Genomic DNA, 17328 nt, shown 5'->3' on the forward strand with positions numbered 1-17328 from the left:
TCTCCTGCGGGGTCGAGACAGTGTGGTCCGGCGGTCAGGCCTTCGAGCCGGTGGCGTACCGCGGGCGCCCGGCCGGCCGCAGGACCTGGATCGTCACGCCGTTGGTGTCCACTCGCGACTCGACCACCTCGAGCGCGAGGTCCGGACCGGTCTCCGGGAACAGCCGCGTGCCCTGGCCGACGACCACGGGCACGACGATCAGCGTCAGCTCGTCGACCAGGTCGTGCGCCAGCAGCCACCGGACCAGGGTGCCACTGCCGTGCACCTGCAGGTCGTCGCCCGGCTTGGCCTTCAGCTCGCGGACGGCCGCCTCCAGGTCGCCGTCGAGCACGGTCGTGTCCGCCCAGCCCGGCGCGGTGAGCGTGGCCGAGGCGACGTACTTGGGCGCCTCGCTCAGCGCCACGCCGACGGGGTGGGCGCGCATCCCGTCGACCGCTCCCCAGGAGCCGGCGAACAGCTCGTAGGTCCGGCGGCCGAACAGGAACGCCCCGGCGCGCTGGTAGGTCCGCGTGATGAACGCCCTGGTCTCGTCGTCACCCGCGCCCAGGGCCCACCCGCCGCGCTCGAACCCGTTGCGGCGGTCCTCGTCCGACGCGCCGCCGTTGCCCTGCACCACGCCGTCGAGGGTGATCTGGGTGATGGTCGTCAGCTTCATGGTGGTGGTTCCTCACCTCGGCGCCGCCCCTCGTGGGCGGCCTCACCCCTGCCACGAACACCACCGGCCCGATCCGACAACCCCGCCAGGATTTCTTCGGGGAAGTTTCCGAACACGCGCCCGGCGGGGCGCCGCCACCGCATTTTTCCCCACACGGGAGTCCGGCAACCCGCCCACCGAGGAAATTCCGGGCGATTACCCCGGCATTTCACCTGCCCTTGCCTAATGGACGTGAATTGATCACCCCGAATTCCGTCACTACGTACACTCGAAAGCGGCGAAGTCAACACGGGTGGTCTATGCTCATTTCCGGGCACACTCCGTAGATTCGTCCGTATGTCCCGCATCGGTCCCGTTTTAGCTGCCGCAGTACTGGCCGTCCTGCTGATTCCCCCCACCGCCGCCACCGCGGCGAAGTCGCCGACGCCGGGGCCGGTGTGCGACCACCAGCCGGTCGCCAACACCACCGCGCCCGCCGGGGCCGTGGTAATCGACCCCGCCGTTTCCGCCGACCTGTACCACAAAACGCAGGATTCGCCGGCCGGCACCACTTTCTGGCTCGCGCCGGGAACGCACACGCTCGCGTCGGATCCGTTCGGCCAGGTCATCCCGAAAGACGGGGACGTCTACCTCGGCGCGCCCGGCGCGGTGCTCGACGGGCAGCGGATCAACCTGGCCGCGTTCACCCAGCAGGCCAAGGACGTCGTCATCCGCGGCCTGACCGTGCAGAACTTCGTCCCGCCGCAGGACCAGGGCGTCGTCAACCACGATTCCGGGGAACACTGGACCATCGAAAACTCCACGCTGCAGAACAACGCCGGCGCCGGGTTGATGGCCGGCGCGCGGCAAGTGGTGCGGCACAGTTGCCTGCGGAACAACGGGCAGTACGGCATGAACGCCTACCGCTCGGACAACACGATCACCGGACTGGTCGTCGAAGGCAATGAAATCGCCGGGAACAACACCGACGACTGGGAAACCCGCGTTCCCGGCTGCGGGTGCAGCGGCGGGATCAAGTTCTGGTCCGTCAACCGGGCCGACATCCGCGGGAACTGGGTCCACGACAACCACGGCGCCGGCCTGTGGGCCGACACCAACAACAACGACTTCCTCATCGAACACAACCTCATCGAGGGCAACGAGGCCGAAGGCCTGTTCTACGAGATCAGCTACAACCTCGTCTTCCGCGACAACACCCTGCGGCGCAACGCCCTCGTTTCCGGCAAGTACAAAGCCGATCGCGGCGACAACTTCCCGGTGGCCAGCGTGTACATCTCGGAGTCCGGCGGCGACCGCCGGGTGCCGGCCCGGACCCACCTGATCGACATCTACGACAACACCTTCGAGGACAACTGGTCCGGGATCACCGCGTGGGAGAACGCCGACCGGTTCTGCAACAGCCCCGCCAACACCTCCAGCAACACCTGCACCAAGCTGGTCCCCGACCGGACGTCGTGCTCGGCCCCGGCGATCGCCACCCGGCCGCTCTACGACGACTGCCGGTGGAAGACGCAGCTGGTCGAGGTGCACGACAACACGTTCCGGATCGACCCCGCCCACATCGGCTGCACGAGCGCGCTGTGCGGCCGGATGGCGCTGCTGGCCAACTACGGCACCTACCCGGACTGGTCGCCCTACCGCGGCACCGTCGTGCAGGACGCGATCACGCACGACCAGGGCAACTACTGGTTCAGCAACGCCTACTACGGCCCGTGGAGCTTCGTCGCCGGCGACACCTCGCGCACGCTCACCGCGCAGCAGTGGCAGTCGACGCCGTGGGACCAGGACGACTGCGCCTCCTTCGACGGCGTGGCCGGCCCCTGCTGAGCGGGACGGCGGCTGACGGGGCCCGTCAGCCGCCGTCGCCCTGATCCGGGCGGCGGGCCAGCGACGCGAGGATGATCTCCCGCGCCGCGCGGTCGGTGGCCGCGAAGGCGGCCGGGTCCCGGCCGATGCGTTCGGCGCCCGAGCGCATGACCCCGGACAGCAGCTCCACCGCCAGCTGGACGTCACCGACGTCGCGGAACTCCCCACGCTCGATGCCGGCCCGGACGACGTTCTCCACCGCGACGACGATCGCGTGGAACGGGCTGTCCGGGCCCTTCGGCGTCCCGGCGAACGGCAGGCCGGCGCCCGGCCGGAACATCAGCTGCACGACCTGGTCGGTGAACGCGTCCAGGACGGCGACGATGATCTCGCGCAGCCGGTGCGCGGCGGGGTCCGCGGACCGCGCGGCGATCGCGGCCACCCGCTCGACCGCCGGCTGGGCCAGCCGCTGCGTCAGCGCCAGGACCAGCGCGCTCTTGTCGCGGGCGTAGTTGTAGAGGGTGTTGCGGGCGAGCCCCGCCCGGGCCGCGATGTGGCCCATGGTGATCGAGTCGTAGTCGCGTTCGAGCAGCAGCTGCCGCGTCGCCGCGGCGAGCTCGGCCCACACCACCTCGTGGTGCTCCTCGATGCTGGCTCCGCGGATCCGTGGCATCGGATCATCTTCCCATCGCCGCGCGCTAGCGTGCCCGCTCCGCGGCCAGTGCGACGCTCGACAGGTGCGGGTTGTCCTGGTGCGCCGAGGTGAGCTTGACGCGATCGAGGCGCCAGCCGGCCGCCGTCCGGACCGCCTCGTTGTCGTAGAAGCCGACCACCAGCCAGTGGTTCGGTCCCCCACCGGCTAGCTCGTCCGAGACCCAGTGGTCGGCGCGGACGTGCGCGTGGATCTTCGCGCGGTCGCCGTCGACGTCGACGACGTGCCCGGTGATGGCGTGGTGCGTCGCCGTGTAGAAGGCGAAGGCACCGCGGAGGTTCTCGACGTAGTCGGCGAGCGGCACGGTCATCGGCGGGATGTCGGCGACCGACCCGAAGTCGAGCGTCACCGGATCGGTGAAGACACGGCCGGGCAGCTCGGTGAACTCCTTCAGGTCGGCGATGTCGGCGTAGCGGCCGAGCAGCTCGACGAGTTCGGCGCGATCGCTGAGCGCGTTCATGGGGATCCCTCTCGGTCGGTGCTGGTGCCGCCTTGATGCGACAACCTGTCGTAAAGATTACGACAGGTTGTCGCGAAAAGCTAGCAGCCCGGGCCTATCGCGGGCGTATCGGAATCCGCGTACCCCCTCGCAACGGGCCCGCGGCTTCAGTGGGCGCGTGGACCACAGCGAACGGAGGCCGTGTGCTCGACGGGTGGCACGGCTGGACCGGGACGTTCACCGGCGTCGCCGTCGTCACCGTGGCCGCGCTGCCCCTGGCCGCGCTGGCCGTGTGGGTGTCGGCTCGCCGCAGGGCGTGGCGGATGGCGCTGGCCGAGGTCGCCATCGGGTACGGGACGGTGCCGTGGGTGTGGCTGATCATGCTGCCGGGCAGTCACGCCGGCACCGTGCCCGGGCGGGTGAGCCTGGTGCCGCTGCGCGACCTGCTCACGATGCCGGTGGGCCAGATCGCCGGCAACCTGCTCGTGTTCGCGGCGCTGGGGTTCTTCGTCCCGGTACGGTTCGCGACGTCGGTGCCGCGGGTCCTGGCGCTCGCGGCGGGGCTGTCGATCCTGCTCGAGACCGCGCAGTACGTCCTGCGGCTGGATCGGGTGTCCTCTGTGGACGATGTGCTGCTCAACGCGGCCGGCGCGGGCCTGGCCGCGTTGGCGTCACGGCGCTGGTGGGCGGCCCGCTGAGTGCGCGTGCCGGCTAGGCGTCCGGGACCGAGCGCCCGCCTGAAGCTCACCCTCAGCTACGCCGGGCTCCTCCTGCTCACCGGCGCCGTCCTGCTGGTCGTGGTGTGGGTGTTCCTGCTGCGCTACGTCCCCGACAACGACCGGGGCCTGCTCGGCATCGCCCCCAACCGCTACCTCCTGGTGCGCGTCTTCTTCCCCGCCGCGGCCACCGCGATGGGCGTCCTGGTCGTGGTCGGGCTCGTCGGCGGGTGGGTGCTCGCCGGCCGGATGCTCGCGCCGCTCACCCGGATCGCGGACGCGGCGCGGCTGGCGTCGCGGGGCTCGCTCTCGCACCGGATCCGCCTGGAGGGCCGCAAAGACGAGTTCCGCGACCTCGCCGACGTCGTCGACGTCATGCTCGGACGGCTCGAATCCCACGTCGCCGAGCAGCGGCGGTTCGCCGCCAACGCCTCGCACGAGCTGCGCACCCCGCTGGCGATCTCGAAGACGCTCCTCGACGTCGCCCGCACCGACCCCACCCGGGACCGGAGCGAGCTCGTCGAACGCCTCCACGCCGTCAACGCGCGGGCGATCGGCCTCACCGAGGCCCTCCTGCTGCTCAGCCGCGGCGAGCGCGGGAGCTTCACCCGCGAGGCCGTCGACCTCTCGCTCATCGCCGAAGAGGCCGCCGAGACGCTGCTTCCGCTCGCCGAACAGCGCGGGATCACGCTCGACGTCACCGGCGAGCCGACCCGGAGCGCCGGCTCCGCGGAGCTGTTGCTGCGGATGCTGACGAACCTCGTGCAGAACGCCATCGTCCACAACCTCCCCGGCGGCGGCACCGTGACGGTCCGCACCGAGGCGAAGCGCTACGCGAGTGTGCTGCGGGTCGAGAACACGGGCCGGGTGCTGCCCGCGGACCTGGTGCCGACGCTCACCGAGCCGTTCCAGCGCGGCACCCAGCGCACCCGTGCCGACGAGCACGCGGGCGTCGGCCTCGGGCTGGCGATCGTGCACAGCATCGTCCGGGCCCACGACGGGCACCTGGAGCTGACCCCCCGCGCGGACGGCGGCCTGCTGGTCACGGTCCGCCTCCCCGAGACCGGCCGGGGACGCGGCTGACGCAGCCGTGTCAGGGCGGTGTCAGGTGCGTGTCAGCTCCGGCCGTGATCGTGGCTTCACCAGCCCGCCACGAAAGGCACTTCGATGACCAAGACCGCAGGCCTGCCCATGGAACGCGACGCCGGCCCCTTCGACCCGCCCCGTGAGATCACCCGGCTGCGGGAGACGCGGCCCGTCAGCCCGCTGCTCTTCCCCGACGGCCACGAAGGCTGGCTCGTCACCGGGTACGACGCCGTCCGGGCGCTCATGGCCGATCCGCGCTTCAGCTCGCGGCAGGACATCGGTGTGCTCCACGTGCCGTATGAGACGCCCGGGATGCCCGTCGCCACCGAGCCGTCTCCGCCGCTTCCCGGCGTCTTCATCGCGATGGACCCGCCGGATCACAGCCGGCTGCGGAAAAGGCTCACCGGGGCCTTCACCGTCAAGCGGATGAAGCAGCTCGAAGCGCACATCGTCGACGTCGTCGAGCGGCAGCTGGACGTGCTGGCGAAGCTGACGCCGCCGATCGACCTCGTCGCGGAGTTCGCGTTGCCGGTGCCGTCGCTGGTGATCTGCGAACTGCTCGGCGTCCCCTACGCCGACCGCGCGGAGTTCCAGGCGAACTCGGCCCAGTTCATGGTCAAGGAGCAGCCGCTCGAACAGAAGATGGGCGCCTACATCGCGCTGAACACCTTTCTCGCCGAGCTGGTCACGCGCAAACGCGCCGAGCCCGGTGACGACATCCTGTCCGATCTGGCCGGCCAGGACGACCTCAGCATCGAAGAACTGACCGGCGTCGCCTTCCTGCTGCTGCTCGCGGGCCACGAAACCACCGCGAACATGCTGTCGCTGGGCACTTTCGCGCTGCTGGAGCACCCCGCGCAGCGGGCCGAGCTGGCCGCCGACCCGGCGCTGCTGCCCGGGGCCGTCGAGGAGCTGCTGCGCTACCTGTCCGTCGCCGACATCTTCTACCGCTACGCCACCGAGGACATCGAGCTCGGCGGCGAGACCATCCCCGAGGGGTCGACCGTCGTCGTCTCGCTGCTGGCCGCCAACCGCGACCCGAAACGCTTCGAGAACCCCGACGTCCTGGACGTCCACCGCACGGCCCGCGGGCACCTGTCCTTCGGCCACGGCGTCCACCAGTGCCTCGGCCAGCAGCTGGCCCGGATCGAGATGCGCGCCGGGTTCGAGGCGCTGCTGCGCCGCTTCCCGACGCTGGAACTCGCCGTCCCCGCCGGCGAGGTGAAGCTGCGGACCGACATGAACATCTACGGCGTCCACGAGCTGCCGGTGACCTGGACGGCGGCGGACCAGTGACGGCGATCGAGGTTTCCGGGCTGCGCAAGGCGTTCAAGGACAAGGTCGTGCTCGACGGCGTCGGCTTCGACGTCCCCGAAGGCACGGTCTTCTCCCTGCTCGGCCCGAACGGCGCGGGCAAGACGACCACGGTGAACGTGCTGACCACGCTGATGAAGGCCGACGGCGGGACGGTCCGCGTCGGCGGGCACGACGTCGGGACCGAGGCCAAGGCCGTGCGCGCCCAGATCGGTGTCACCGGCCAGTTCGCGGCGGTCGACGAGCTGCTGACGGGCCGGGAGAACCTGCAGCTGATGGTGGACCTGAAGCGGGCGGACGGCCGGGTCGTCACCGAGCTGCTCGAGCGGTTCGACCTGACGGGCTCGGCGGGCGAGCTCGCGTCGGCCTACTCCGGCGGCATGCGCCGGAAGCTGGACCTGGCGATGACGCTCGTCGGCGACCCGCGGATCATCTTCCTGGACGAGCCGACGACCGGCCTGGACCCGCGCAGCCGCCGGACGATGTGGACGATCATCCGCGAGCTGGTCGACGGCGGCGTGACCATCTTCCTCACCACGCAGTACCTCGAAGAAGCCGATCGGCTCGCCGACCGGATCGCGGTGCTGGACCGGGGAAAGCTCGTCGCCCAAGGCACGCCAGACGAGCTCAAGCACCGGCTCCCCGGCACGCACGTCCGCCTCCGGTTCACCACCGCCGCCGAGCTCGACGCGGCCGCGCGGATCTTCCCCGGCGCCACGCGCGACGACGAAGCCCTGGCCCTGCGGGTGCCCAGTGACGGCGGGACGCACTCGCTGCGGGCCCTGCTCGACCGGCTCGACGAGTACGCGGTCGGTGCCGAGGGGTTCTCCGTCCACACGCCGGACCTCGACGACGTCTTCCTCGCCCTGACGGGCCACAACACGAAGGTGACCGTGAAATGAGCACCCAGGTCATGGTGCGCCGCAACTTCAAGCACATCGCCCGGAACCCGACGTCGGTGTTCAACGCGGTGCTGATGCCGATCGTGATCATGCTGATGTTCGTGTACATGCTCGGCGACGCGTTCAGCGTCGGCGTCGACTACGTGGACTACGCGACGCCGGGGCTGATGCTGCTGGCCGTCTGCTACGGCCTGGGAGCGACCGCGACGTCGGTGAACTCCGACATGACGAAGGGCATCATCAACCGCTTCAAGGTCATGGACGTCTCCCGCGGCGCGGTGCTGACCGGGCACGTCGTCGCCAGCCTGCTGACGAACCTGGTCGCCATCGCCGCGCTCGTCGGGGTGGCGTTCCTGCTGGGGTTCCGCACGTCGGCGAGCCTGCTCGGCTGGCTCGGCGTGGCGGGGATCGTCGTGCTGCTGGGGGTCGCGGCCGGCTGGTTCACCGTCGCGCTGGGCCTGGCGGCGAAGTCCCCGGAGACGGCCGGGCTGGCCACCGTGCCGCTGGTCATGCTGCCGTTCTTCAGCAGCGCGATCGTCCCGGCCGAGAAGATGGGCCCGGGCCTGCGGCAGTTCGCGGAGTACCAGCCGTTCACGCCGATCATCGAGACCCTGCGCGGCCTGCTCAACAGCGCCCCGGCCGCGGCCGACGTGATCCCGGCCCTGGCCTGGTGCGCCGGGATCGCGGCGGTCGGCTACCTCTGGGCGCGGGCGACGTTCAAGAAGCGGGCGTGACCACCTCGCCCGGACCTCGGTGCCGGTGGTCGTGAGTGGTTAGGGCGGTTAGAACCGCCCTAACCACTCACGAGGGCTTGACCAGCTCGCTCCACGCCGTTTCCGTGCCCTCGCGAACCGCCTCGGCGAACCCCTCGCCGCCGAGGCGGTCTCGTGCGGCCTGCTCGAGCCGGGCCACGTCCGGGTGGGAACAGTCCGGCAGGCCGCGCAGGCCGGCGCTCGCCGTGAGCAGCCGCACGGCCTGCGCGGGGCGGTCTTCGCGCAGGGCCACGTCCGCGAACCCGACGAGGACCTGGGCGATCGTCAGCGGGTGTCCCGCCTCGGTCGCCGCGCGCAGGGCCGCGGCGCGGTGGTCGCGGGACTCGGCGACGTCGTCGGCGAGGTAGCCCAGCAGGTCCTGCGTCATCGCGCGGACGCCGGGCAGCTCGGCGGCGTCGCCCAGCAACGCCGTCGCGGCGTCGAGCTGGCGGCGGGCCAGCTCGGGGTCGCCGCTCCAGCGGGCGAGCTCCGCCTTCGCCAGGGCCAGCTCGGCCAGCGCGCTCGGCCAGGCGACGCGTTCCGCGTGCCGCTGCGCCTCCGCCATGGCCGCCGCGCTCGCCTCGGCGTCGCCCGAGAGCCAGTACAGCTGGGCCTGCCGCGACCGCATCGGCACGACGTCGTCGAGCGCGCCGACCTCGGTGACGACGGCGATCGCGGCTTCGTAGTGCTCGCACGCCCGCGTGAACTCGCCGCGGGTGGCGATCCGGTTCGCCAGCTCCATCAGGGCGAACGCGATCCCCCACCGTTCGCCGAGCGCGCGGAACTCGGCCAGCGCCAGTTCGAGGTACTCGTCCGCGGCCCGCCCCTCCCGGCCGAGCTCGATCCGCATCTTGCCCAGGTGCAGCCGGGCGAGGGCGCGGACCCACGGATCTTCGTCGGCGAGCAGCGGTTCCCACGCGGGCAGGGGCTCCTCCGGCGCCTGCAGCAGCCGTTCCAGCGCGCCGACGACGCCCCAGATCGGGTGGTGGCGCGGGCTGCGCCGGGTGAACGCGTACGCCTTGTGGATCCACTCCTCGGCCCGGTACTGGTCCCCGCCCCGCCCGGAGCTCAGGAACATCGTGGCGTAGCCGTACACCGTGGCGCGGACGTCGTCGGTCACCTCGCCGGGCACGGCGGTGGCCGCCATGATCAGCTCGTTGCTCTCGGCCTTGTGCCCGCCGAGCCACCAGTACCAGGCGGCGCCCGCCGCGAGCCGCATCGCGCCCTGGGCCTCGCCGGCCGCGAGCGCGCCGCGCATCGCGGCCCCGATGTTGTCGTGCTCGGCCGCGAGCGTGGCCAGCCAGTCCAGCTGCTCGACGCGGCGAAGGTGCGGCTCCGCGGTTTCGGCGAGCTCGGTGAAGTACGCGAGGTGCGCGTGCCGCGCCTGCTCCGCCTCCCCCGCCTCGGCGAGCCGCTCGGCGGCGTACTCCTTGATCGTGCCGAGCATCCGGTAACGCGGCGCCGCGTCGTTTCCCGTGACCACCAAAGACTTCTCCGTCAACGCGGTCAGCAGTTCCAGCACCTGCCACGCCTCGACGGCGTCACCGGCGCAGACGCGCTCGGCCGCGTCCAGGCTCGCCCCGCCGGAGAACACCGCGAGCCGGCGCAGGACCGTGCGTTCGGCGTCGGTCAGCAGCTCCCAGCTCCAGTCGACCATCGCGCGCAGCGTGCGGTGCCGCGGCAGCGCGGTACGGCTGCCGCCGGTCAACAGGCGGAACCGGTCGTCGAGCCGGTGGGCGAGCTGGCCGGGGGACATCGTGCGCAGCCGGGCCGCGGCGAGCTCGATGGCCAGCGGCATCCCGTCCAGCGCCCGGCAGATGCGGGCCAGCGTCGACGCCGTGGCGGCGTCGGTCGCGAGGTCCGTGCGCACCGCGCCGGCCCGGTCCCGCAGCAGCCGGACGGCCGGCGCGGCCTCGATCTCGCCGGGTCCGGCGTCGTCCGCGGGCAGGACCAGCGGCACGACCTGCCAGAGCGCCTCGCCGGTGATGCCGAGGGGTTCCCGGCTCGTCGCGAGGATCCGGAGCCGGCGGCACTCGCCGAGCACGCGGTGGGCGAACGTCGCCGCCGACTCGATCACGTGCTCGCAATTGTCCAGGACCAGCAGCACGTCCCGGTCGCGGACCGCGGCGACGACCCGGTCCGTCGCTTCCGCGTCCGTCGCCTCGGCGAGCAGCGCGTCCCGCAGCCGCAGCGCCGACAGCGTCGCCTGGGCGACATCGCCGTTCGCGCCGAGGGCCGCGAGTTCCACCACCCAGGCGCCGTCCGGGAAGCCGCCGAGCAGCGTGCGGGCGGTTTCCGTGGCCAGCCGGGTCTTTCCCGAACCGCCGGGCCCGATCAGGGTGACGAGCCGGTGCGCGGCGACGAGGTCGCGGACCGTCGCCACGTCGGCGTCCTTGCCGACGAAGCTGGTCAGCTCGGCGCGCAGGTTCGTCTGCCGGGTCTCCTTCCGCCGGGTCAGCTCGCCGCGCAGCAACGCGACGTGCACCGCGGCCAGCTCCGGCGACGGGTCGACGCCCAGCGCGTCGGCCAGGGCTTCCCGCGTGCGCTGGTAGACGAGCAGGGCTTCGGTGTCGCGGCCGGCCGCGGCGAGGGCGCGCATCAACGCGGCGACGAGCCGTTCGCGCACCGGGTGCGCGGCCACCAGATCGGTCAGTTCCGCGACGAGGTCGGCACCGCGGCCGGCGCCGATCTCCGCGTCGAACCGGTCCTCCACGGCGGTCAGGCGCAACGCCTCGAGCCGGGTGACGGCCGCGGCGAAGGCCTCGCTCTCCACGAGACCGACGTCCTGCATGGCCGCGCCACGCCACAACCCGACGGCCTCGCGCAGCAGCCGCGGGTCGTCCTCGGTGCGGGCGCGGGTGACCAGGCGCTCGAACCGGACGGCGTCGACGGCGTCGGGGTCCACCTTCAGCCGGTAGCCGTCCGGCTGGCCCTCGACCGAGCCGTCCGGCAGTGCTTTCCGCAGCCGGGAAACCAGGCGTTGCAAGGCGTTCGCCGCTTCCGCGGGCGGGTGCTCACCCCAGATCCAGTCGACGAGCGCCGTCTTCGGGACCACGTGCCCCGGTTCGAGCGCGAGGGCGATCAGCAGCCCGCGCAGCCGGGCGCCCGGCACGTCGGCGGTAACGCCGTCGTCCGTGCGCACCTCGAACGGTCCCAGCATCCCGATCTGCACCCGGCCGATCTTGCCACGGGCGCCCGGCTCCGGGTGGTCCGGCAAGATTTCCGCCGGCCGGGGGTCACGAACAGTGGCGAGCCGGGTTCGCTGCGCAGCGGTCGCCGTGCACGGCGGGCCACAAGCCGGCCGCCCACGCGATCTCCCGTTCCACGGCCGTGAAGACGCGCCCGCGAATGTCCTCATAGGACTCCAGGAACGCCGCCGAACGCCCGATCGGCGCTGATTCCGGTCGTCGAGGAAGCCGATCGACGGCCACCGGCCCATCAGCCGGGTGAGAAGGCGAAGCCGGCCCCGGCGAGTCAGTCCACTGTGGACGCCCGCGGCGTCACCGGCGCGGCTCCCAGCGGAAGAGGCGGGTGGCCAGCGCGATCGCGACGATCACCCAGGCCAGCGTGGGCGCGAGCAGGATCAGCGAGTCGCCCAGTGCGACGCCGCCGTTCCACGCGTCGAGGATCAGCTCGGTGGCCGAGCCGCCGGGGAGCAGGCGCTTGAGCAGCGTGAGCTGCTCGGTGCCGGTGGCGCCGACCCACCCGGCCACGGCGACGACACCGACGGTGACCGGCAGCGTGGTGACCTGGGCGTGCTCCGGGGAGTTGGTCAGGCCGGCCGTGGCCAGGCCCAGCGCGAGCATCATGACGATCGTCGAGACGACCGCCGCCACCAGCAGGAGCGGGTGGGCGGGCCGGTCGGTGACCGCGGCCAGCACCCCCAGGATCACGGTGACCTGGACCAGCGTGAGCACCGTGATCGGCACCAGCAGCCCGGCGAGGATGCCGACGTCACCGGCCGCGGTGGAGCGCAGGCGCTTGAGGAAGAGGTTCTGGCGGCGGGACGCGAGCGTCGTCACCGAGGTCGTGTACAGCCCGATGCTCACCACGAAGAACAGGGCCAGCGCCGCGATGTAACCGAGGCTGCCCACCTTGGTGAACAGCTCGTGCTGGTTGATGAGGAACGCGCTGAACGCGACCGGCAGGAGCAGGGCGGTGACCAGGACCAGCCGGTTGCGGAAGATCTGGATCAGCTCGCCGCGAGCGATCGAAAGCATGGGAGAGGCCCTTTCTCAGGAGTTGCTGATGGCGCGGAAGACGTCGTCGAGGCGGGTCGGGCCGGCTTCGAGCCCGCGCAGCTCGACGGCGTGGTCCTGCGCCCAGGCGAGCACGGTGTGGAGGTCCTTCTGCAGGCCGAAGGTCTCGATGAGGAACCGGCCGTCCGGCTCGCGGGTGGCCTGCAGCGGCGGCGCCGGTGCGTGCGGCGGGAGTGCGAAGTGGATGGTCGAGGGCAGCGTCCGCGTCAGCTCGGCGACGGTGCCCTCGCGGTGGAAGGTGCCCTCGTGCATCAGGCCGATGCGGTCGGCGCGCCGCTGGGCCTCTTCGAGGTAGTGCGTGGTGAGCACGATGGTCGAGCCGTCCTCGCGCAGCCGGTCGACGGCGTCCCACAGCGCGTCGCGGGACTGGATGTCCAGGCCGGTGGTGGGCTCGTCGAGGAAGATCAGCTCCGGCGTCCCGTAGACGGCGGTGGCGAAGTCCAGCCGCCGCTTCTCACCGCCGGACAGCTGCGACACCTTCGTACCCGCCTTGCGCGTGAGGTCGACGATGCCGAGCACGCGCTCGACGTTGTCGGCCCGCTCGGTGAGGCTGCCGATCAGCCGGACCGACTCGCGCACGGTCAGGTCCGGGGAGAACCCGCTCTCCTGCAGCATGATCCCCATCCGGGGCCGCACCGCGGCGCGGTCGCGCGGGCTCTTCCCGAACACCCGCACGGCGCCCGAGGTGGGCGCGCGGTGGCCCTCGACGGTCTCGAGGGTCGAGGTCTTGCCGGCGCCGTTCGTCCCGAGCAGCGCGTACAGCTCGCCGCGCTCGACCTGGAACGAGAGGTCCCGCACGGCGTGGAAGCCGCCGTAGGTGAGGTTCAGGTGGTCGACGTCGATGACTGGTGTCGTGGACATGCTCCGATTCCAGCCCCGTTCGCGCCCCGGCGGCAGTGTGGCCACGTCACCACAGGACATGACGTGGTGTCACTGGTGGGGCCCGCCGTGGCCGTTACGCTCGGGGTATGGAGGTGACCACGCTCGCGCGCCGGGCGACCTGGACCGGTGGGGCGGTGCAGGAACGGCTGCGCCGGCTCAACCTCATCACGACGGTGCCGCCGCTGGCGTTCGTCGGGGTGCTGCTGGTGGTGCTCACCGCCCGCACCTGGTGGCACGTCGTGCTGCAGGTCATCGGCCTGGCCGCCGCGCTGGCGACCGCGGAGCGCTGGACCGCGGGCGACTTCATCCGCGTCGCGCGGCCCTGCGTGGCCATCACCGCGGCGGTCTGGCTCGCCGGGGCGATCAACGACGACTCCTCCTCGTTCTACGGCCTGTGCGTCGTCGGCTCGTTCACCATCCCGCCGCTGCCCCGCCACCGCATCGCGGCCCTGCTGGGGCTGGGCGTGCTGGTCGCCGCGCTGGGCTCGACGAACCTGTTCGTGCACCCCGACTCCGGCCACGGCATCGGACGGCTGATGCAGTTCGTCGTCATCCCGGCTGTGTCCGTCGTGGTGTCGACCGCGTTCACGTTCGTCAGCCAGCGGTTCTACGACCTGGTGGCCGAGCTGGAGCAGTCCCGCGACCGGGAGGCGGAGCTGGCCGTCATCCGCGAGCGCATGCGCTTCGCCAGCGACCTGCACGACATCCAGGGCCACACGCTGCACGTCGTGAAGCTGAAGGTCGCGCTGGCCGAAAAGCTGCTGCGCAGCGACGTCGACCGGGCCCAAGAGGAGCTGAAGGAAGTGCACACCCTGGTCGGCGACACCATCCTCCAGACCAAGGAGCTCGCCTACGCCCAGCGGCGGCTCAACCTGTCCGCGGAGCTGGAGAACGCGAAGAACCTCTTCGAGGCCGCGGGCATCCACGTGCGCGTCGACCGCGAGGCCGAGGTCGACGCGCGGGCGGGCGAGCTGCTCGGCCAGGTCCTGCGCGAGACGACGACGAACATCCTGCGCCACGCCCAGGCCGAGCAGGTGCGGATCACGCTCACGGAGTCCGGGATCTCCATCGTCAACGACGGCGCGCAGGAGGGCGGACTGCCCGAGCTGAACGGCCTCGCCACGCTGCGGCAGCGGCTGGCGGAGGGCGGGGGCGAGCTGAAGGTGGAACAGCAGGACGGCCGGTTCCTGACGGCGGCCGTTTTCCCGCGACGGGGGGACGTCCGATGACGACCGTGGTGCTCGCCGACGACGAGGCGTTGCTGCGCAAGGCGTTGGCGGCGTTGCTGCCCCTCGAGGGCGAGATCACCGTGCTCGCCGAGGCCGAAGACGGCGAACAAGCCGTGAAGGCCACCCTGGAACACCGGCCGGACGTGCTCGTGATCGACCTCGAAATGCCCCACGTGGACGGGCTCGGCGCCGTCGCCGAGATCCGCCGCACGCGGCCGGACCAGGTGATCCTCATGCTCACCCGGCACGCCCGGCCCGGAGTGCTGCGCAAGGCGCTGAAGCTCGGTGTCCAGGGGTTCGTCAGCAAGTCGGCGGAACCGGCGCACATCACGTCGGTGATCAAGACCCTGCACGAGGGCAAGCGCTGGATCGACCCGGACGTCTCCGCGCTCGCCGTCGTCGACGACTGCCCGCTCACCGACCGCGAAGTCGACGTCCTGCGCGCGACCCGCGAAGGGTTCGCGGTCGCCGACATCGCGGGTCAGCTGCACCTCGCGGAGGGCACGGTCCGCAACTACCTCTCGAACGCGATGCAGAAGACCCAGACCCGCACGCGTCACGAAGCGGCCCGCTACGCCCGCGAGCACGACTGGCTCTAGACCAGCTTTTCCGTCCACGCCAGCAGTTCCGCGACGACCTCGGCGCGGTTCGTCTCGTTGAGGATCTCGTGCCGGGCGCCCGGGTAGACCTTGACCGTCAGGTCCTTGATGCCCGCGTCGCGGTAGCGCTGAACGAGGACGTCGAACAGCGCGAGGTTGCCGTTGACCGGGTCCTGCTCGCCGACGGCCAGGTACATCGGCAAGTCCTCGCGCATCCCGCCGACCGCTGCGGGATCCGCCAGCCGGCGGGCACCGGCGAACATCGCCTTCGTGTTCGCCGGGTCGATCCCGAAGCCGCACAACGGGTCAGCGACGTAGGCGTCCACTTCGGACTCGTCGCGGCTGAGCCAGTCGTAGTCCGTGCGCGGCGGCTGGAACGGCGCGTTGAACATCGCCAGGTCCAGCGGCTGGTCGAGGTCCAGCGCCGGCTCCAGGACGTCGAGCGCGGCCGTGCCGGTGAGGACGGCCGCGTCGACGTCCGCCGAGTGGTCGAGCAGGTACTGCTGGGCCGCGAACGAGCCCATGCTGTGCGCGAGCAGCATGACCTGCAGGCCCGGCTGTTCGTCGCGGATATGCGCGGTGAGCACGCCGATGTCGGCAACCAGCGCCGGCCAGCCGTCCGGGCCGAGGTCGCCGGGTGTGTCCCGGATGGACGCGCCGTGGCCGCGGTGGTCCTGGCCGTAGACGGCGAACCCGCGATCGGTGAACGCGCGGGCGACCCGGTCGTAGCGGAGCACGTGCTCCCCCATGCCGTGGGTCAGCTGCAGCACGCCGACCGGCGGTCCCACCGGGTCCCAGCGGTACGCGGTCACGCTTCCGGGCAGGGTGAACGTCTCATCGGGCATCGTTGCCTCCTCGTTCCGCCCACCCTGCCTCATGCGCCCCGCCGGTTCCAGTCCTCAGCCGGCCGGGATGTAGGCCAGGCCGTGCGCGCCGGGCTCGCCGGCGCGCGGCACGTCGAGCGTCGCCACGACGGCGGGCGCCGCGGGATCCGCCAGGTCGACGACCGTGACCGTGGAACCGACCACCGCCGAGACGTACGCGCGGTCGCCGTCGGGGGACGACGTCAGCGTCAGCGGCATCGTGCCGACCTCCGCCGTCCCGACCAGCTCCAGCGCCTCGGGCGACGCGCCCTTCCAGACGGACAGGCGGCCGTCGGGGCGGTGCTGCTCGCCGGCCAGCAGCAGGCCGGTGGCCGTCCAGTGCACCGGGATGACGGCGTGGGCGGCGGGCAGGGTGCGCACGACCGTGCCGCTCCGGGTGTCGATCAGCGCGACGCCGGGCTCGGCGTCCCGCACGGCCACCGCGACAGTCGCGCCGTCCGGGCTGACGGCGATGCCCTCGCTGCCGGCCACGGCGATCTTGTCCAGCAGCTCGCCGGTGGCCAGGTCGACCACCGTGACGAACGGCGCTTCCTTGTTCGCCGCGTACCCGCGCAGGCCGTCCGGGTCGATGGCGAACCAGTGCGGGCCGGGCGCGAGGGTGTCGATGCGGCGCAGCACGCGGCGCGTGGTCGTGTCCACGACGACGACCCCGCCGGGGCCCGCCGGACCGGCCTCGACGCTGACGTAGAGCAGCCGGCGGGCCGGGTCGAGGGCCAGGCCGTGCGGCCCGTGCTCGGGTGAGAGGTCGAGCACCTCGACGATCTCACCGGCGTCCGGGTCGATGACGGTGACCTGGTGGTTGTGGCCGTCGTGGGCGCCGTAGTAGCCGCGGACGTAGGCGCTGGTGCAGTAGAGCAGCCGGTGTTCGGCGTCGAAACACAGCTCGTGCGGCTCGGCCGGCACGGTCAGGACGGCGCCGGCCTCGTGGGTGACGGCGTCGAACAGGGTGACGATGGGACCGCTCTGGCTGACGACGGCGATCCGGTCGCCGGGGCGGGGGTAGGTGGACATCTTGGTTTCTCCTTCGTTCGTTCTGGTCCCACCTTGCGTCGTGCGGCGGGATTGCCACAATAGGAATGTCGGCACGGGATAG

Annotated in this window: 16 protein-coding genes; 8 read left to right on the plus strand and 8 right to left on the minus strand. The window is 71.9% G+C overall.

Annotated features, from left to right (window positions below):
* Positions 1 to 34: 34 nt before the first annotated feature.
* Entirely contained in the window at positions 35 to 655 is a 621-nt protein-coding gene (locus tag OG570_RS03820) for a dihydrofolate reductase family protein (protein ID WP_326955616.1), read from the minus strand.
* 336 nt (positions 656 to 991) lie between these two features.
* Between OG570_RS03820 and OG570_RS03825 the strand changes: the two genes are divergently transcribed.
* Positions 992 to 2482 carry a right-handed parallel beta-helix repeat-containing protein gene (locus OG570_RS03825; protein ID WP_326946621.1) on the plus strand — a complete coding sequence of 497 codons (1491 nt, stop codon included), beginning with the start codon at positions 992 to 994 and terminating at the stop codon, positions 2480 to 2482.
* A gap of 25 nt (positions 2483 to 2507) precedes the next feature.
* On the opposite strand, the gene OG570_RS03830 is transcribed toward OG570_RS03825, so the two are convergent.
* Together OG570_RS03830 and OG570_RS03835 are read right to left on the minus strand one after the other, a co-directional pair.
* Entirely contained in the window at positions 2508 to 3134 is a 627-nt protein-coding gene (locus tag OG570_RS03830) for a TetR/AcrR family transcriptional regulator (protein ID WP_326955617.1), read from the minus strand.
* Between the two features lie 25 nt (positions 3135 to 3159).
* Entirely contained in the window at positions 3160 to 3633 is a 474-nt protein-coding gene (locus OG570_RS03835) for a nuclear transport factor 2 family protein (RefSeq protein WP_326955618.1), read from the minus strand.
* A 182-nt stretch (positions 3634 to 3815) separates the two neighbouring features.
* On the opposite strand from OG570_RS03835, the gene OG570_RS03840 reads away from it, so the two are divergent.
* From OG570_RS03840 to OG570_RS03860, 5 genes are all read left to right on the plus strand, one after another.
* Positions 3816 to 4310, plus strand: coding sequence for a VanZ family protein (locus OG570_RS03840; RefSeq protein ID WP_326955619.1), 495 nt, complete (start codon positions 3816 to 3818; stop codon positions 4308 to 4310).
* Between the two features lie 6 nt (positions 4311 to 4316).
* Positions 4317 to 5411, plus strand: a complete 1095-nt coding sequence (locus OG570_RS03845; protein WP_326955620.1) for a sensor histidine kinase — start codon at positions 4317 to 4319, stop codon at positions 5409 to 5411.
* Positions 5412 to 5495: 84 nt separating this feature from the next.
* On the plus strand, positions 5496 to 6710 hold the full coding sequence (locus tag OG570_RS03850; protein WP_326955621.1) for a cytochrome P450: 1215 nt from the start codon (positions 5496 to 5498) through the stop codon (positions 6708 to 6710).
* The gene (locus OG570_RS03855) at positions 6707 to 7630 is read left to right on the plus strand and encodes an ATP-binding cassette domain-containing protein (protein WP_326955622.1); all 924 of its coding nucleotides are present in this window, start codon (positions 6707 to 6709) and stop codon (positions 7628 to 7630) included. Before OG570_RS03850 ends, OG570_RS03855 begins: the two co-directional genes overlap by 4 nt.
* Complete coding sequence (locus OG570_RS03860) at positions 7627 to 8364, plus strand: ABC transporter permease (RefSeq protein ID WP_326955623.1); 738 nt, start codon at positions 7627 to 7629, stop codon at positions 8362 to 8364. Before OG570_RS03855 ends, OG570_RS03860 begins: the two co-directional genes overlap by 4 nt.
* A gap of 67 nt (positions 8365 to 8431) precedes the next feature.
* Here OG570_RS03860 and OG570_RS03865 read toward each other — a convergent pair whose 3' ends face one another.
* From OG570_RS03865 to OG570_RS03875, 3 genes are all read right to left on the minus strand, one after another.
* Entirely contained in the window at positions 8432 to 11554 is a 3123-nt protein-coding gene (locus OG570_RS03865) for a BTAD domain-containing putative transcriptional regulator (RefSeq protein WP_326959856.1), read from the minus strand.
* A 328-nt stretch (positions 11555 to 11882) separates the two neighbouring features.
* Positions 11883 to 12602, minus strand: a complete 720-nt coding sequence (locus OG570_RS03870; RefSeq protein ID WP_247061517.1) for an ABC transporter permease — start codon at positions 12600 to 12602, stop codon at positions 11883 to 11885.
* 15 nt (positions 12603 to 12617) lie between these two features.
* Positions 12618 to 13502 (minus strand): ABC transporter ATP-binding protein, encoded by an 885-nt coding sequence (locus OG570_RS03875; RefSeq protein ID WP_326955624.1) that lies wholly within the window; start codon positions 13500 to 13502, stop codon positions 12618 to 12620.
* A 107-nt stretch (positions 13503 to 13609) separates the two neighbouring features.
* On the opposite strand from OG570_RS03875, the gene OG570_RS03880 reads away from it, so the two are divergent.
* Together OG570_RS03880 and OG570_RS03885 are read left to right on the plus strand one after the other, a co-directional pair.
* A complete protein-coding gene (locus OG570_RS03880) occupies positions 13610 to 14752 on the plus strand; it encodes a sensor histidine kinase (protein WP_326955625.1) in 1143 nt (380 codons plus the stop codon).
* A complete protein-coding gene (locus tag OG570_RS03885) occupies positions 14749 to 15351 on the plus strand; it encodes a response regulator transcription factor (protein ID WP_326955626.1) in 603 nt (200 codons plus the stop codon). The genes OG570_RS03880 and OG570_RS03885 overlap by 4 nt, the downstream gene beginning before the upstream one ends.
* On the opposite strand, the gene OG570_RS03890 is transcribed toward OG570_RS03885, so the two are convergent.
* Positions 15348 to 16196, minus strand: coding sequence for an alpha/beta fold hydrolase (locus tag OG570_RS03890; protein WP_326955627.1), 849 nt, complete (start codon positions 16194 to 16196; stop codon positions 15348 to 15350). The genes OG570_RS03885 and OG570_RS03890 overlap by 4 nt on opposite strands.
* A 54-nt stretch (positions 16197 to 16250) precedes the next feature.
* Positions 16251 to 17246 carry a YncE family protein gene (locus tag OG570_RS03895; RefSeq protein ID WP_326955628.1) on the minus strand — a complete coding sequence of 332 codons (996 nt, stop codon included), beginning with the start codon at positions 17244 to 17246 and terminating at the stop codon, positions 16251 to 16253.
* Between the last annotated feature and the right edge of the window lie 82 nt (positions 17247 to 17328).

Source organism: Amycolatopsis sp. NBC_01286 (assembly GCF_035982555.1).
GTDB lineage: Bacteria > Actinomycetota > Actinomycetes > Mycobacteriales > Pseudonocardiaceae > Amycolatopsis.

Excerpts from the sequence above, each read along its gene's own strand:
- OG570_RS03875 (WP_326955624.1), bottom strand. The coding sequence starts at position 13,502 with ATGTCCACGACACCAGTCATCGACGTCGACCACCTGAACCTCACCTAC.
- OG570_RS03880 (WP_326955625.1), top strand. The coding sequence starts at position 13,610 with ATGGAGGTGACCACGCTCGCGCGCCGGGCGACCTGGACCGGTGGGGCG.
- OG570_RS03885 (WP_326955626.1), top strand. The coding sequence starts at position 14,749 with ATGACGACCGTGGTGCTCGCCGACGACGAGGCGTTGCTGCGCAAGGCG.
- OG570_RS03895 (WP_326955628.1), bottom strand. The coding sequence starts at position 17,246 with ATGTCCACCTACCCCCGCCCCGGCGACCGGATCGCCGTCGTCAGCCAG.
- OG570_RS03835 (WP_326955618.1), bottom strand. The coding sequence starts at position 3,633 with ATGAACGCGCTCAGCGATCGCGCCGAACTCGTCGAGCTGCTCGGCCGC.
- OG570_RS03870 (WP_247061517.1), bottom strand. The coding sequence starts at position 12,602 with ATGCTTTCGATCGCTCGCGGCGAGCTGATCCAGATCTTCCGCAACCGG.
- OG570_RS03860 (WP_326955623.1), top strand. The coding sequence starts at position 7,627 with ATGAGCACCCAGGTCATGGTGCGCCGCAACTTCAAGCACATCGCCCGG.
- OG570_RS03820 (WP_326955616.1), bottom strand. The coding sequence starts at position 655 with ATGAAGCTGACGACCATCACCCAGATCACCCTCGACGGCGTGGTGCAG.
- OG570_RS03890 (WP_326955627.1), bottom strand. The coding sequence starts at position 16,196 with ATGCCCGATGAGACGTTCACCCTGCCCGGAAGCGTGACCGCGTACCGC.
- OG570_RS03830 (WP_326955617.1), bottom strand. The coding sequence starts at position 3,134 with ATGCCACGGATCCGCGGAGCCAGCATCGAGGAGCACCACGAGGTGGTG.
- OG570_RS03850 (WP_326955621.1), top strand. The coding sequence starts at position 5,496 with ATGACCAAGACCGCAGGCCTGCCCATGGAACGCGACGCCGGCCCCTTC.
- OG570_RS03825 (WP_326946621.1), top strand. The coding sequence starts at position 992 with ATGTCCCGCATCGGTCCCGTTTTAGCTGCCGCAGTACTGGCCGTCCTG.